Origin of the sequence: Ruminococcus sp. (assembly GCF_019423705.1) — a bacterium.
Taxonomy (GTDB): domain Bacteria; phylum Bacillota; class Clostridia; order Oscillospirales; family Ruminococcaceae; genus Hominimerdicola.
This window is the reverse complement of the sequence record NZ_JAHZAX010000008.1, coordinates 35525-50481: the sequence shown is the minus strand read 5'-3', so window position 1 is coordinate 50481 and position 14957 is coordinate 35525. Positions and strand designations below refer to the sequence as shown.

The 14957-nt window shown below is 46.2% G+C and carries 14 protein-coding genes; 13 read left to right on the top strand and 1 reads right to left on the bottom strand.

Annotated elements, in window-relative coordinates:
- Positions 1 to 79: 79 nt before the first annotated feature.
- From QZ371_RS07805 to gpmI, 12 genes are all read left to right on the top strand, one after another.
- A complete protein-coding gene (locus tag QZ371_RS07805; protein ID WP_295211429.1) occupies positions 80 to 883 on the top strand; it encodes an energy-coupling factor transporter transmembrane protein EcfT in 804 nt (267 codons plus the stop codon).
- 10 nt (positions 884 to 893) lie between these two features.
- Positions 894 to 1178, top strand: coding sequence for a hypothetical protein (locus tag QZ371_RS07800; RefSeq protein ID WP_295211426.1), 285 nt, complete (start codon positions 894 to 896; stop codon positions 1176 to 1178).
- Positions 1179 to 1195: 17 nt separating this feature from the next.
- Positions 1196 to 1954 (top strand): tRNA pseudouridine(38-40) synthase TruA, encoded by a 759-nt coding sequence (truA, locus tag QZ371_RS07795; RefSeq protein WP_295211419.1) that lies wholly within the window; start codon positions 1196 to 1198, stop codon positions 1952 to 1954.
- Positions 1926 to 3590, top strand: coding sequence for a DUF5711 family protein (locus tag QZ371_RS07790; RefSeq protein ID WP_295211405.1), 1665 nt, complete (start codon positions 1926 to 1928; stop codon positions 3588 to 3590). Before truA ends, QZ371_RS07790 begins: the two co-directional genes overlap by 29 nt.
- 32 nt (positions 3591 to 3622) lie before the next feature.
- Positions 3623 to 4501 (top strand): CvpA family protein, encoded by an 879-nt coding sequence (locus QZ371_RS07785; RefSeq protein WP_295211402.1) that lies wholly within the window; start codon positions 3623 to 3625, stop codon positions 4499 to 4501.
- A 98-nt stretch (positions 4502 to 4599) separates the two neighbouring features.
- Positions 4600 to 6885, top strand: a complete 2286-nt coding sequence (locus QZ371_RS07780) for an ATP-dependent Clp protease ATP-binding subunit (protein ID WP_295211400.1) — start codon at positions 4600 to 4602, stop codon at positions 6883 to 6885.
- A gap of 132 nt (positions 6886 to 7017) precedes the next feature.
- A complete protein-coding gene (locus QZ371_RS07775) occupies positions 7018 to 8241 on the top strand; it encodes a phosphoglycerate kinase (RefSeq protein WP_295211397.1) in 1224 nt (407 codons plus the stop codon).
- Positions 8242 to 8315: 74 nt separating this feature from the next.
- Positions 8316 to 8939, top strand: a complete 624-nt coding sequence (locus QZ371_RS07770; RefSeq protein WP_117878208.1) for a hypothetical protein — start codon at positions 8316 to 8318, stop codon at positions 8937 to 8939.
- Positions 8936 to 9484: a hypothetical protein gene (locus QZ371_RS07765; RefSeq protein ID WP_117903783.1), complete on the top strand. Its 549-nt coding sequence runs from the start codon at positions 8936 to 8938 to the stop codon at positions 9482 to 9484. Before QZ371_RS07770 ends, QZ371_RS07765 begins: the two co-directional genes overlap by 4 nt.
- 9 nt (positions 9485 to 9493) lie before the next feature.
- Positions 9494 to 9811 carry a TfoX/Sxy family protein gene (locus QZ371_RS07760; protein WP_118125041.1) on the top strand — a complete coding sequence of 106 codons (318 nt, stop codon included), beginning with the start codon at positions 9494 to 9496 and terminating at the stop codon, positions 9809 to 9811.
- Between the two features lie 126 nt (positions 9812 to 9937).
- Positions 9938 to 10714 (top strand): triose-phosphate isomerase, encoded by a 777-nt coding sequence (tpiA, locus tag QZ371_RS07755; RefSeq protein ID WP_022287442.1) that lies wholly within the window; start codon positions 9938 to 9940, stop codon positions 10712 to 10714.
- A gap of 82 nt (positions 10715 to 10796) precedes the next feature.
- Complete coding sequence (gene gpmI / locus QZ371_RS07750; RefSeq protein ID WP_295211373.1) at positions 10797 to 12320, top strand: 2,3-bisphosphoglycerate-independent phosphoglycerate mutase; 1524 nt, start codon at positions 10797 to 10799, stop codon at positions 12318 to 12320.
- A 167-nt stretch (positions 12321 to 12487) separates the two neighbouring features.
- Here gpmI and QZ371_RS07745 read toward each other — a convergent pair whose 3' ends face one another.
- Positions 12488 to 13570 carry a HAMP domain-containing sensor histidine kinase gene (locus tag QZ371_RS07745; RefSeq protein ID WP_295211370.1) on the bottom strand — a complete coding sequence of 361 codons (1083 nt, stop codon included), beginning with the start codon at positions 13568 to 13570 and terminating at the stop codon, positions 12488 to 12490.
- A gap of 251 nt (positions 13571 to 13821) precedes the next feature.
- On the opposite strand from QZ371_RS07745, the gene gap reads away from it, so the two are divergent.
- On the top strand, positions 13822 to 14859 hold the full coding sequence (gene gap / locus QZ371_RS07740; protein WP_295211368.1) for a type I glyceraldehyde-3-phosphate dehydrogenase: 1038 nt from the start codon (positions 13822 to 13824) through the stop codon (positions 14857 to 14859).
- Positions 14860 to 14957 lie beyond the last annotated feature (98 nt).

Sequence of the window (14957 nt, the reverse complement as noted above, 5' to 3'; positions counted from 1 at the left end):
GCAATAAACGCATTTAGAGCAGAGAGCGGAACAGCGTGACAATAGACCACAATAAAAATAGAAATTGGAGGAATATACCTTGATAAAGGATATTACTATCGGACAGTATTTTCCGGGAAATTCAGTTATCCACAGAATGGACGCAAGAATAAAGATAATACTTACAGCCGTTTTTATCGTAATGCTTTTTGTGGCAGACAGCATATGGGGTCTGCTTGTGGGGATAGCTTTCACGATACTGACCTTTTTTATCTCAAAGATACCCGGAAAGCTTATGCGCAAGAGCTTGAAGCCTATCGTGCCTATCATAATCTTCACGGCGATACTCAATCTGCTTTTTATCAGAACGGGCAAGGCTTATTTTGAATGGAAGATAATAAAGATAACAAACGACGGCGTTGACACCGCTGTGTTTATGGTGATAAGGATACTTTGCCTTATCGTGGGCTCATCGCTTCTCACTTATACCACATCGCCGATCGACTTGACCGACGCTATCGAGCGGCTGCTTTCGCCGCTGAAAAAGATAAAAGTGCCTGTTCACGAGCTTGCGATGATGATGACCATTGCGCTGAGATTTATCCCGACCCTTATCGAGGAGACGGACAAGATCATGTCGGCGCAGAAAGCAAGAGGCGCTGATATGGAAACAGGTTCGCTGATACAGAAAGCGAAAGCTCTTATCCCTGTGCTGATACCCCTTTTCGTGGCGTCATTCAGACACGCCGAAGAGCTTGCACTTGCAATGGAGTGCCGCTGCTATCACGGCGGAGACGGCAGAACGAGAATGAAACAGCTTCATCTAAGCATTATCGACCTTTACGGCTCGGTGTTCTGCGTTGTGTTCCTTGCGGGGGTCATCGTGATAAATATAGTCCTTTAGGAGGATAGCTATGAGCAGTGTATTTAAAGATATGGATCAAGACGACAGACTCGACACTTTGGAAAGAAAAGTTAAGAAGCTTGAGAGAAATGTAAATGGGGGCGGCAAAATGTCAGGCATTATAAAAGACCTTATCGGCAAAGAATGTACCATTGACGGCGACGGAATTTATGGCCATAGCTGTACCATTCTTGACGCAGACGACGAGTGGGTAAAGCTTATCGTCCACGAAAAGAAAAGCGACAGCACAATGATAATAAGACTTGACAATATAAATTCCATAACACTTGACTAGGAAACGGAAAAACGCTGATGACTAATTTCAAGATAACCATTGCATATAACGGCGCTGCCTATCACGGCTGGCAAAGACAGAACAATGCCCTTGCGATACAGCAGGTGCTGGAGGAAGCTATCCTCGAGCTGACAGGGCAGACCGTGACTGTAAACGGCTGCTCGAGGACTGACGCAGGCGTCCACGCAAGAGAATTCTGCGCAAGCTGTTTGATAGATTCAACTATCACCTGCCGTGGGATAGTTTTCGGGCTGAATTCAAAGCTGCCCGACGATATATCGGTGCTGAGCTGCGAAAAAGCGCCCCTTGATTTCCACGCAAGGTATATGTGCAATGGCAAGGAATATGAATATATAGTCCACAACAGCGAGATAAAGAACCCGTTTTATAAGGATACAGCTTATCGAAGCTGGTATCCCATAGATGAAAAAAAGCTTGATAAGGCGGCGCAGGACTTTGTTGGCACACACGATTTCAAGGCGATGTGCTCAACCGACTGCACAAAGGAAAACACAGTCAGAACGATATTTTCCTTTAACGTCCGCCGAGAGGGCGAGCTTGTGATATTCACAGTCGCAGGGGACGGCTTTTTGTATAATATGGTAAGGATAATGGTAGGCACGCTTATCTTCATAAACGAGGGCAAGCTTGCTGAAGATTCGATACCGGCCATTTTGGCTTCAAAGGATCGCACAAAGGCGGGCAAGACAGTTCCGCCGCAGGGATTGTATCTTAATAAGGTATACTATGACAAAGGATCTGAACAAGATGAATGACAATAGATCAAAGGGCGGAAACAAGAGCAGAAAGCGCAGAAAGAACCAGCCCATAAAAGAAGAAAAGACTATAAGGATAACCAAGCAGGCGGATTTTGTTCAGCGTGAGGAATTCCACGGGGCGGAAGAGCCTATGCCAAATGTGACTTTCAGAGAGATAAAGCGCAAGCAAAAAGCCGCTCAGAAAGCTGCTGAGCGTGAACGTGAGGAGCAGGAAAGAGAGCTTAAAAGGCAGGCGGAGGAATCTCGCAGCAGGATAACGCTTTCAAGCAGCGAGGATAATGCCGCTGAAAATGCTGAGGATAGCGCCGCCAGGGCTGAAAGTTCAGCAGAGCAGGCAGAGAATGTTGAAGCTGAGACGGCTGAGAAGCCTAAAAAGGCGAAAAAAGATAAGAAAGCTAAGAAGGAAAAGACTGAAAAGTCCGATAATACAGAAGAGACCGAAGCTGAGGAAGAGGCTTCAAACGTCACGGATATAAGAGCGGCAAGGAAAAAAGAAAAGAACAAAAAGCGTGTAAAGAAGATAGTTGCGGTGGGTATCGTTGCGGTGTTCGGTGCAAGCGTTTTTGCCACGAAAGACCTTTGGGTGCCGAAGCTGGAGGGCATTTTGGATAAGCCTCACGCTACCATTATCAATGACGGAAAGACGGAAAGCGGCAATTTTCCAATAAGCTTTGACGAAAGTTCGGTGAATGTCATAAAGTCGCTGACTGACAGTATCGTCAGAGTTGACGACAGGCATATCACTTTCTATGACGAGGCAGGCGAAGAGATAACGGATAATTCCCACAACTTTGCGAACCCTGTTGTAAAGACCTCGGGCAAGCGTGCGCTGGTTTATGACAACGGCGGAAAGTCTTTCGAGGTGCTCAATAAAAAGGGCGAGCTGCTTTCAAAGGATATCGACCAATCTATCCTGTTGGCGGAGATATCTCCCGACAGCAGCGTTGCAGTTGTTACTCAGACTGAGAAATATCCAGCGGTTATGACTGTTTATGATTCCACGGGGGCTGAGATATTCCAATGGTGCAGCTCCGCAAGAATATTGAGCATAAGCTTTACAGAAAACGGAAGCGGCTGCTATATCTCAACATTCAGCAGCAAGGGCGGTACGCTCAGATCGGTGATACATTATGTAAGTTTTGACAGCACAGAAGAGCTTATGAAGAGCCAGCCCCTTGAGACTTTGGCAGTTGCAGTAAGCAAGAACGACAACGGCGATTATTGGGTGGTAGGAGATACCTGCTTCTATAAGCTTGACAGCAGCGGCCAAATTCTGCTACAATATGAGTATCCAGGCGAGCTGAAAGATTATTCTCTCAGCGGCACGACGGCGAGCGTTGTGTTCAAGGGAATACAGCGCAAGACGGGAACCCTTGCAATATTCCGCTCGGATTCTGACGACGACAAGCCGTCGAACGTTGTGTATACTCAAAGCGGTCTGCCAAAGAAAATGACGGCATACAATAAAAAGATAATACTTCTCAGCGAGGACAATATCGAAGCTTATGACAGTTCGGGAAATCTGCTTGCAACGGCGGCGGTGTCCTCTGAGTATATAGATTTTGCTTATCTTAACGACAGCGTTTATTTCCTCGGTCTGCGTGAGATAAATAAGATAGCGTTCGATACCTAAAATACAGAAACATAAACAAAAGAAAGGGATAAATGAATTTAGCATTTGACGGGGCGGTAATAGTCATATTGATACTCACCGCTCTAACAGGATATTACAGGGGCTTTGTGCGATACGTCGTCACAATGCTCGGAACAGTCGCAGCGGTGGTGATAGCGTTTTTCATCGCAAACCTTGCCGCAGATAATGTTTACAACAATTACGTCAAAGGCCGCCTTATATCAAGCCTTGAAACGGCGGTGGACGGTGCGGACATTGCGAAGATAGTGAAAAACGAGCTGAAAAACGAGGGCGTTGACATTGATATCTCCGACGAGGAGATAAGGGCGACTCTTTCAAAAGCCGGCACGCTTGCGGACAATGTCGGCAGCTTTCTGACCTCAAAGGGCGCAGACAGCGCAACGGCTCAGCAAAAGGGCGAAGAGCTTTCTGTGTACGTCCACAGCGTAATGCCTTCAAAGATAAGCGAAAAGTTCGAGAACGAGAAGCTTGGCGAAGCGCTTTCAAAGTCCGTCCAGTTCGGCGAAGAGCAGATAGAACAGGCGGTGAAAGCCCTTTCGCAGGGCGGAAGAACGGGCGCTGAATATCTTGAAAAGAACATTTTCAGACCCGTTGCGCTGACCTTTATAAAGCTTTGCATGTTCATTGCAGCATTTGTGCTGGTGGATATAGTCATAAAGCTGATACTTTTCGTGTCGGGGGTGTTCACAAGAATGCCTGCGCTGTCGGCGGCAAACCGCTTTGGCGGAATGGTGCTGGGGCTTGCAAAGGGCTGTTTGTATCTGCTGCTTATCGCATTCGTGGTCTGCACGGTGATAAATACAACGGAAAACAGGCTGCCCGAATTTAACAGCAATACCTTTGAAGAGACTTATCTTTTCAAATATTTCTTTGATATATTGTATAAATAGCAGGAAATAATGTATTTCATATGCGACTTTATAAACAGTTAATATAAGTAATGTAAGATAGAATGAAATAACAAAAAGTAAGGAAGGAGCAGTTTATTATGCTAATGTGTTCAAGATGTAAAAAGCGTCCTGCGGTAGTGTTTATCTCCCAGATGAACGCAAAAGACCCCGAGCATAAGCACAATGAAGGACTTTGTCTTGTCTGCGCCAAGGAACTTGGTATATCACAGGTGGACGACTATATGAAGTCAATGGGTATCTCGGAAGACGACCTTGAGGCTATGACAAACCAGCTTATGGAGGTAGCGGACGGCGAGGATTTTGAGCCGGGCGGAAGCGGCACTATGCCGAATTTCCTAAGCAGCCTTTTCGGCGGAAACGGCGGAAGCGTGCTGAGCAACCTCACAGGCGGCGCAAATGGCGACAGCAAGTCCGCCGCTTCATCGGATAAAAAGCCAGATGAAAAGAAGAAAAAGCTTAAATATCTAAACAATTACTGTACCAATCTCACAGAAAGAGCGAGAGAGGGCAAGCTTGACAATATCGTGGGCAGAGATAAGGAGATATCGAGAGTTATCCATATCCTGTCACGCCGTCAGAAAAATAACCCCTGTCTTATCGGTGAACCTGGCGTCGGAAAGACTGCTATCGCCGAGGGTATCGCTCAGAAGATCGTTGGCGGAGACGTGCCTTTCCACATAAAGGATAAGGAACTTTATCTCCTCGACCTCACAGCCCTTGTTGCTGGCACACAGTTCAGAGGACAGTTTGAAAGCCGCTGCAAAGGCCTTGTTGAAGAGGTAAAGGCGCAGGGAAATGTTATCCTGTTTATCGACGAGGTGCACACACTTGTTGGCACAGGCGATAACGAGGGCACGATGAATGCCGCAAATATCCTAAAGCCGTCACTTTCAAGGGGCGAGATACAGGTCATCGGCGCAACGACTTTCAAGGAATACAGAAAGTATATCGAAAAGGATTCAGCGCTTGAAAGACGTTTCCAGCCTGTTACAGTTTCCGAGCCGACAGTTGAAGACACAGTCACAGTCCTCAAGGGCATAAAGCAGTATTATGAGGACTATCACAGAGTGAAGATATCAGACGAAACGCTGAGAGAGTGCGCTGTACTCTCTGAGAGATACATCAACGACAGATTTTTGCCCGATAAGGCTATCGACCTCCTTGACGAATCCTGCGCTTGCACAAGCATAAGAACGCCAGAGATCGAGGAGTTCGACAAGCTCAATGAAGACCTCAAGACCCACGAAAAGCTTGTTGAAGATTACGAGCAGAAGGAAAACCCCGACTATGAGATAATCGCAACGGAAAAGGGCGAGATACTGAGGATACAAAACCGCCTCAAGGAAGTTGAGGAGAAGCTCAAGAACGTTTATGTTACAGACGAGGACTTGTCAAAGGTAATAGAGCTTTGGACGGGCATTCCTGCAAACAAGATCGCACAGACAGAATATGACAAGATAAAGAACCTCCAGTCCGCACTTTCAAAGCGTGTTATCGGACAGGACGAGGCTGTTGACAAGGTGGCAAAGGCGATCAAGCGCACAAGAGTTCAGCTTTCAAAGCGCCGCAGACCGGCTTCATTTATTTTCGTCGGCCCAACAGGCGTCGGCAAGACGGAACTTGTAAAAGTGCTGGGCGAGGAGCTTTTTGACGCAACTGAGCCGCTCATCAGAGTTGATATGACCGAGTATATGGAGAAACATTCAGTTTCAAAACTCATCGGTTCGCCTCCGGGATATGTCGGCTTTGACGAGGCAGGACAGCTTACAGAGAAAGTCCGCCGCAGACCTTATTCAGTCGTGCTCTTTGACGAGATCGAAAAGGCGCACCCGGACGTTATGAATATCCTCTTGCAGATACTTGACGAGGGACGTATCAACGATTCTCAGGGTAGAAGCGTTTCATTCGAGAACACAGTTATCGTTATGACTTCAAACGCAGGCTCAACCGATAAGGACACAGGCGTGGGCTTCAACAAGACCGACAGTGATATCGCAAAGGACAAGGCTATGAAGGCGCTGAGAGAGTTCCTCAGACCTGAGTTCCTTGGCAGAGTTGACGAGATCGTTGTGTTCAACCCGCTGACAGAAGAGAATTACGCAGGTATTGCAGGCCTTATGCTGGACGAGATGAAGTCGCCGCTTGCTGAGAAGAACATCACCCTCAGCTATACTGACGATGCGCTTAAAGTCATCGCCCACAAGTCTTTCAATCAGAAGCTTGGTGCAAGAGATATCCGCCGTGTTATCCGCAATGAAGTCGAGGACAAGGTGGCTGAACTGCTTATCGACAAGGGCGAGGGCGCAGTATCCGCTCTTGCAATATCTGCCGAGGACGGCGAGATAAAGGTGAGCGCTCTGTAACACGAGAGCAAAAACTGTGAAAAAATATTAAAAAATACTTGATTTTTATGGCGGTATGTTATATAATAGAGGTAAGGTTGTTATTATTTTAACAACGTGAACTAAAAAATTAAATTGAGAGGTGTCTTTAAAATGGCAGGTTTAAACAAGGTTACTGTTGATGACATTAATGTAAAGGGCAAAAAGGTACTCGTAAGAGTTGACTTTAACGTTCCTCTGAAGGACGGCGTTATTACAAACGATAACAGGATCACGGCTGCTCTCCCAACCATCAAGAAGCTTGTTGCTGATGGCGGCAAGGTAGTTCTCTGTTCACATCTTGGCAAGCCAAAGAACGGCCCAGAGGCTAAGTTCTCACTTGCTCCGGCTGCTGCAAGACTTGCAGAGCTTCTTCCTGAGACAAAGGTTACATTCGCTGCTGACGATACAGTAGTTGGCGACAATGCTAAGAAGGCTGTTGCTGAAATGGCTGACGGCGATATCGTTGTTCTCGAGAACACAAGATTCAGAGGCGCAGAAGAAACAAAGAACGGCGAAGGCTTTGCTAAGGAGCTTGCTGATCTCGTTGACGGCGAAGTATTCGTAATGGACGCTTTCGGTTCTGCTCACAGAGCTCACGCTTCAACAGCAGGCGTTACAAAGTTCGTTAAGGAAACAGCAGTTGGCTATCTTATGCAGAAGGAGATCAACTACCTCGGTAATGCAGTTGAAACTCCTGTTAGACCATTCGTTGCTATCCTCGGCGGCGCAAAGGTCGCAGATAAGCTCAACGTTATCTCAAACCTCCTCGAGAAGTGCGATACACTTATCATCGGCGGCGGTATGGCATACACATTCCTCAAGGCACAGGGCAAGGAAGTTGGTCTTTCCCTCGTTGACGATACAAAGATCGACTACTGCAAGGAAATGATGGAAAAGGCTGAGAAGCTCGGCAAGAAGCTTCTTCTCCCTATCGACACAACAGTTGCAGCAGGTTTCCCTGATCCAATCGACGCTCCTATCGACGTTGAAGTTGTTGACTCCGATAAGATCCCTGCTGACAAGGAAGGCCTTGATATCGGCACAAAGACACAGGAACTCTTCGGCGAGGCTGTTAAGTCTGCAAAGACAGTTGTTTGGAACGGACCTATGGGCGTATTCGAGAACCCAACACTTGCAAAGGGTACTATCGCAGTTGCAAAGGCACTTGCTGAAACAGACGCTACAACTATCATCGGCGGCGGCGACTCAGCAGCAGCAGTTATCCAGCTTGGTTTTGCTGATAAGATGTCACACATCTCAACAGGCGGCGGAGCTTCTCTTGAATATCTCGAGGGCAAGGTTCTTCCGGGTATCGACGTTATTGCCGACAAGTAATTTATATATTTGCTCGACTTAAAAGCTGGGGCAGGCAGTCATTTGCCTGCCCCTTTTTAATTATGGGGGTATCAATGATTTACCGTGAACCTTTGGTTTTGACAGTATACTATTCACAAAGCAGTATTACTGCGGCATTTGTTTTTGCCTGTATATTGGCTGTTGCGTCGGCACTGGCGGCAGTTGGATTTGTAAAGATCGGCTGTAAGCGTTACGGAAATTCAGAAAGTTCCGATGATTGCAGTAAATATGTTAAAACGTTTGCTAAGGTAGTAGGGGAAAGCAGATCCGAATATGAGGATTTTTCCGAAAGCAGGGGAGCGTATACTTCCTATGTAAACCAGCTTGAAATCGAATATACAGATCAAAGCGGCATAGTTTACCGCAAATTTATCGAAAACATTCTTAACGACGGCTATGTAAATATATGTTATGGTGAGAATGATCCCGACGATTTTTACCTTTCGGATTATGCAGACGGTATCGCCGAAATTGAAAATGAATGCCGCGGCGAATTTGTTTACGGGATAAGCATGAGAATTTTTTTCGGAGCTTTTGCAGCGGTGTTTGCTGTAATCTCTATAATGACTTTCATACATACTTTTAATATGAAAACCTTCGAGGACAGCGGGTCGGAAAGCGGACATATTGTCATTATCTCGCCCGATTCCTCTGAAAGAAACGAGGTGACGGAATGAACGAATTAATGCTTTTAGCTGAAAATTTCAAGGTCAGTGTTTTGGCAGGCGTTAACCTTGGCTGGCAGGGAATCGGAGGGATAATTCTGTTCCTTACAGGAATAGGGCTGATATATTTCGGTATCAAGGCGCTTAAAGGCTATCGGTTTTTCCCGGATCAAGAACAGAATATTCCCGAAGAAGACCATTATGAGCCAATGCAGGCAAAGGCTTTGCAGAAGGTAAAAACAACAATGCCGTCTTTTAGCGGCGGTGAAGATCAGGTCTTTGTTGAATGGAAAATAGGTTATACTGTGAACGGAGAAAAGTATACCCAGATAGTTACAGACAACGGTTATAATAAAGGGGATATGATCGATATAAAGTATAATCCTGAGAATCCGCAGGAGTTTTATCTTGACGACGAAAAATCAAAGGTGGAAGTCACCGAGGAAGAAAAGGAAGCAGAGCAGAAAGAGGAAAAGACACCGTTCGGCTATGCGGCGATAGCTATCGGCGTGCTGCTGGGGATTTTCGGCGCTGTTATGCTTATCGACAAGCTGTAAGGAGAAAATATGCCAACTGATGAGAGTTATTTTGAATACATACTCGAACAGCTCAGCGAGCTTGAAGATATCCGAGCAAGAAAAATGTTTGGTGAGTATATATTATATTATAAGGACAGAATATTCGGTGGCATTTATGATAACAGACTTCTTGTGAAGTCCGTGAAAGCTGCAGAAGATCATCTTAAAGACATAACGTTAGAGATGCCCTATGAAGGTGCAAAGCCAATGTACCTTGTGGATAATACCGATGATAAGGATCATCTCAAAGGACTTGTGGAAGCGATGTATGAACAGCTTCCACCGCCAAGATCAAAGAAAAAATAAGGTAAAAAACAGCGGAGGTTCTTTGTTAATTAGTTGACAAATACGAGGGAATGTTGTATAATAGACTTGGAAAACTAGCAGGAACAGTTTTTCTGTTCCCTATAAAAAATAAAGGAGTTTTTTATTATGAAAAAAGCTGTAAGAAAAGCAATTATTGCAGGAAACTGGAAGATGAACAAGACAAGACCTGAGGCTAAGGAACTTCTCGAGGCTATCAAGCCACTTGTTGCAAACGCTGAGGGCAAGGTAGAAGTTATCGCTTGCGTTCCTTTCACAAACCTTGAAACTGCTATCAACGCAACAGCAGGTTCAAACGTAAAGATCGGTGCTGAGAACGTTCACTTTGAGAAGAGCGGCGCTTTCACAGGCGAGATCTCCGCTGATATGCTCGTTGAGCTTGGCGTTGAGTACGTTGTTATCGGTCACTCTGAGAGAAGACAGTATTTCGGCGAGACAGACGAGACTGTAAACAAGAGAACAAAGGCTGCTCTTGCTGCTGGTCTGAAGCCTATCGTTTGCGTTGGCGAACTTCTTTGGGAGCGTGAGTGCAACATCACAGAGGAAGTTATCGCAAGACAGGTAAAGCTTGATTTCTTCGGCGTATCTGCTGAGGACGTTAAGAAGTCCGTTATCGCTTACGAGCCAGTTTGGGCTATCGGCACAGGCAAGACTGCTACTGCTGACCAGGCTGAGGAAGTTTGCGCTTTCATCAGAGCAACACTTGCTAAGATCTATGACGAGGCAACTGCTGAGGCTGTTACAATTCAGTACGGCGGATCAATGAACGCTAAGAACTGCGCAGAGCTTCTTTCTAAGGAGAACGTAGACGGCGGACTTATCGGCGGCGCTTCACTCAAGGCTGCTGACTTCAACACTATCGTACAGGCTGCTGTTGAGGGATAATAATATAACACAGCAAAACTAAAAACGTTCCGCAGGGACGGCTGCGGCTGCCCCTGCGATTTTTTTGAAAGGAATAAAAATTATGTCAAAGAAACCCATAGCACTTATTATTATGGACGGCTTCGGCTATAATCACAAGGATTACGGCAACGCTATCAGAGCTGCCAAAACACCTAATATCGACAGACTTCTTGCCAACTATCCGCACACTCTTATCGGTGCAAGCGGCATGGACGTTGGACTTCCTGAGGGACAAATGGGTAACTCAGAGGTAGGCCATACAAATATCGGTGCAGGAAGAATAGTTTATCAAGAGCTTACAAGGATCACAAAGTCCATCAAGGACGGCGATTTCTTCACAAACGAAGCTTTCACAGCAGCCGTTGAGAACTGCAAGAAGAACGACAGCGCACTTCACCTGTTCGGACTTCTTTCAAACGGCGGCGTTCATTCACACAATTCACACCTCTATGGTCTTTTGGAGCTTGCTAAGAAAGCAGGTCTTACAAAGGTTTATGTTCATTGCTTTATGGACGGCAGAGATGTTCCTCCTACAAGCGGTGTTGACTTCGTAGCTGAGCTTGAAGAAAAGCTCAAGGAAATTGGTGTCGGCAAGATAGCAACAGTAATGGGACGTTACTATGCAATGGACAGAGATAACCGTTGGGAGCGTGTAGGCAAGGCTTATGACGCAATGGTATACGGCGAGGGCAATAAGGCTGATAACGCAGTTGACGCTATCAAGGCTTCCTATGCCGCTGACGTTACAGACGAGTTCGTTGTTCCTACAGTTATCGATGAGAACGGCAAGATATCCGCTAACGACAGCGTTATCTTCTTCAACTTCCGTCCTGACAGAGCAAGAGAGATCACAAGAACTCTCGTTGACGACGACTTCACAGGCTTTGAGAGAAGAAACGGCAGATTCCCGCTTTACTATGTTTGTATGACACAGTATGACGCAACAATGCCAAATGTTGATGTTGCATTCAAGCCAACAAGCCTTGAGAACACATTTGGCGAGTATATTGCAAAGAACGGTCTCTCACAGCTTAGAATTGCAGAAACAGAGAAGTACGCTCACGTTACATTCTTCTTCAATGGCGGCGTTGAAGCTCCATTCGAGAATGAGGACAGAGCGCTCATCAATTCACCAAAGGTGGCAACTTATGACCTTCAGCCTGAAATGAGCGCATATCTCGTTTGCGACGAAGTTCTCAAGAGGATCGAGTCCGACAAGTATGACGCAATTATCCTCAACTATGCAAACTGCGATATGGTAGGTCACACAGGCGTATTCGAGGCAGCAGTTGCAGCAGTTGAAGCAGTTGACGAGTGCGTAGGCAAGACAGTTGACGCAGTCCTCGCAAAGGGCGGCGTAGTGCTTATCACAGCAGACCACGGCAACGCAGACAAGATGATGGAGGACGACGGTTCACCGTTCACAGCCCACACAACAAATCTTGTTCCGCTCATCATCGCAGGCGCAGGCAATGTAAAGATCAGAGAGGGCGGCGTTCTTGCTGACCTTTCACCAACAATGCTCAAGCTTATGGGTCTGGAGCAGCCAAAGGAAATGACAGGCAAGTCTATCATCAAGGATTGATCGCTTATCATCAAAATATAGCATAAAAACAGGCAGTACCGAGAATATCGGTGCTGCCTGTTTAAGTTTGTTGAAAAAGCCCCAAACAAGTAGGACGTCGAGTACGCCGTTCCCTACAAATCACGTTAATGTTCGCCTCTACAAGAATATTTGAAAATTTTGTATTCCTATTTGAACGGCTTAAGCCCCTTTGCCATAATGCTATGTCTGCTGTCATAGGGGTTGGGTATGGACGGCATTCTGCCCACACGGAATTCCTTCGGCACGCCACGCTCGTCTTTAGGCAGGGTGATAGTCACTTTCGTGCCCTTGTTTTCCTCGCTCTCACATTGAAGCTTTCCGCCGAATTTGTCGCAGAAACATTTCGCAAGGGCAATGCCAAGGGCTTCCTTGCCGCTGTATTCGCTGAACGTGCCGAAAGGCGTCTGCGCCGCCTGCCATACCTCGGGGGCAATGCCAACGCCGTTGTCCTCAACTGATATCAGTATCTCCTCATCAACCAGCGAAAGCTCCAATCGCACGGATTTTTCATCTTTCGGATTGTACATAAATCCATTAACAAGCAGGTTCGCAAGCACGTTTTTCAGCCTGTCCTTGTTGACCTCAAAATAAACGCAGGGCGCAACCTTAAAGCTGAACTGACAGCCGCTTTCTTCCAGCAGCGCACCCTCTTCATCGCAAACATCGCTGACAATGTCCGAAAGACTCTGATATTCCGTGGCGAAATATCCGCTGTAATATTTTGAGAGCTCGTTCATGTTCACGGTCGAAGCGAACACTTTCAGAATGTTGTTTCTCGCCTGCCTGTCAAAATTCAGATAGCCGATATCCCCACGGCTCTCGTAATCGGCACGCTGGCTGTCAAGCATTGCAACGATCTGCGAAAGCTCCAGCCGAATGTTGCCGAGAAAGTTTGCCTTAAATTCAGCATATCCCGTCTTGTCAGACAGCGCCTCGATATCCTCGCAATCGTAAATGCGCACAAGATAGCCCACGATATCGCCGCCGTCCTTCAAAGGCTCAATGCGCAGAGCCGTCGAGTCAGCAAATCTGCCCTTGTAACCATAAGTGGCAGTCGCTTTAACAGGCAGGGCGAATGTGCCGGCAGGGTAGGTCTTTATAAGGCCCTTGTCAATGCGGTCGGGGAGATGTTCGTGATTTTTCCATATTACGTCAAGTTCAGCATCGCAAAGCAGATAATCGTCCTGAGAACCGCCGTAAAGGGCTTTGACCGCCTCAAAAAGTTCCAAACATCTCACCTCCGTTGTGTATCTAAATAATGTTGTTAAACACAGTTATACACCTATATTATAACCTAAATAAGCGGTGTAGTCAACCGAAATCCAGCGTTTTTTGCAGTATTTGCAAAAAAGCTGTCGCTTTGCCGCCGTCAGTCGGGCAAACGTGAAAAAAAGTTCTAAGTTTTTTGTAAAAACACTTGCAAAGTATAGAAAAATGTAGTATAATAATATCAGAAAATTTTTTAGGAGGTAAATTAATTATGGCAGTTAAAGTCGCAATTAATGGTTTTGGACGTATTGGACGTCTTGCATTCAGACAGATGTTTGGCGCAGAGGGCTATGAGGTAGTTGCAATCAACGATCTTACAAAGCCTTCAATGCTCGCTGACCTTCTCAAGTATGATACAGCTCAGGGTGGTTACTGTGGCAAGATCGGTGAAAACCTTCACACAGTTTCTGCTGACGACGAGGCTAACACAATTACTGTTGACGGCAAGACTCTTACAATTTACAAGGAAGCAGACGCTTCTAAGCTCCCTTGGGGTGAGATCGGTGTAGACGTAGTTCTCGAGTGCACAGGTTTCTACTGCTCAAAGGCAAAGAGCCAGGCTCATATTGACGCAGGCGCTAAGAAGGTAGTTATCTCAGCTCCAGCTGGTAACGATCTTAAGACAATTGTATTCTCCGTAAACGAGAAGACACTTACAGCTGACGATACAATTATCTCTGCTGCATCTTGCACAACAAACTGTCTCGCTCCTATGGCTAATGCTCTTAACAAGTATGCTCCTATCCAGAGCGGTATTATGAGCACTATCCACGCTTACACAGGCGACCAGATGATCCTCGACGGTCCTCACAGAAAGGGCGACCTCAGAAGAGCAAGAGCTGGTGCTGCAAACATCGTTCCTAACTCAACAGGTGCTGCAAAGGCTATCGGCCTTGTTATCCCAGAGCTCAACGGCAAGCTCATCGGTTCTGCACAGAGAGTTCCAGTTCCAACAGGTTCAACAACAATCCTTACAGCAGTTGTAAAGGGTGCTGACGTAACAGTTGAAGGCATCAACGCTGCTATGAAGGCTGCTGCTTCTGAGTCCTTCGGTTACAACGAGGATCCAATCGTTTCTTCTGACGTTATCGGTATGAGATACGGTTCACTCTTCGATGCAACTCAGACAATGGTATCTAAGATCGCTGACGATCTCTATGAGGTTCAGGTAGTTTCTTGGTACGACAACGAGAATTCTTACACATCACAGATGGTAAGAACTATCAAGTACTTTGCTGAGCTCGCATAATTTGCACAGCCAAGACTAAATTGCTTACTAAAAGCCGCTTCGCAAGAGGCGGCTTTTTTGTGTATAAATTACGCAACAAATAATAAAAGGACGAACAT

What these genes read in the sequence shown, in the direction of transcription:
- QZ371_RS07800 (WP_295211426.1), top strand. Translation starts at nt 894, where the DNA reads ATGAGCAGTGTATTTAAAGATATGGATCAAGACGACAGACTCGACACT.
- truA (WP_295211419.1), top strand. Translation starts at nt 1,196, where the DNA reads ATGACTAATTTCAAGATAACCATTGCATATAACGGCGCTGCCTATCAC.
- QZ371_RS07790 (WP_295211405.1), top strand. Translation starts at nt 1,926, where the DNA reads ATGACAAAGGATCTGAACAAGATGAATGACAATAGATCAAAGGGCGGA.
- QZ371_RS07785 (WP_295211402.1), top strand. Translation starts at nt 3,623, where the DNA reads ATGAATTTAGCATTTGACGGGGCGGTAATAGTCATATTGATACTCACC.
- QZ371_RS07780 (WP_295211400.1), top strand. Translation starts at nt 4,600, where the DNA reads ATGCTAATGTGTTCAAGATGTAAAAAGCGTCCTGCGGTAGTGTTTATC.
- QZ371_RS07775 (WP_295211397.1), top strand. Translation starts at nt 7,018, where the DNA reads ATGGCAGGTTTAAACAAGGTTACTGTTGATGACATTAATGTAAAGGGC.
- QZ371_RS07770 (WP_117878208.1), top strand. Translation starts at nt 8,316, where the DNA reads ATGATTTACCGTGAACCTTTGGTTTTGACAGTATACTATTCACAAAGC.
- QZ371_RS07765 (WP_117903783.1), top strand. Translation starts at nt 8,936, where the DNA reads ATGAACGAATTAATGCTTTTAGCTGAAAATTTCAAGGTCAGTGTTTTG.
- QZ371_RS07760 (WP_118125041.1), top strand. Translation starts at nt 9,494, where the DNA reads ATGCCAACTGATGAGAGTTATTTTGAATACATACTCGAACAGCTCAGC.
- tpiA (WP_022287442.1), top strand. Translation starts at nt 9,938, where the DNA reads ATGAAAAAAGCTGTAAGAAAAGCAATTATTGCAGGAAACTGGAAGATG.
- gpmI (WP_295211373.1), top strand. Translation starts at nt 10,797, where the DNA reads ATGTCAAAGAAACCCATAGCACTTATTATTATGGACGGCTTCGGCTAT.
- gap (WP_295211368.1), top strand. Translation starts at nt 13,822, where the DNA reads ATGGCAGTTAAAGTCGCAATTAATGGTTTTGGACGTATTGGACGTCTT.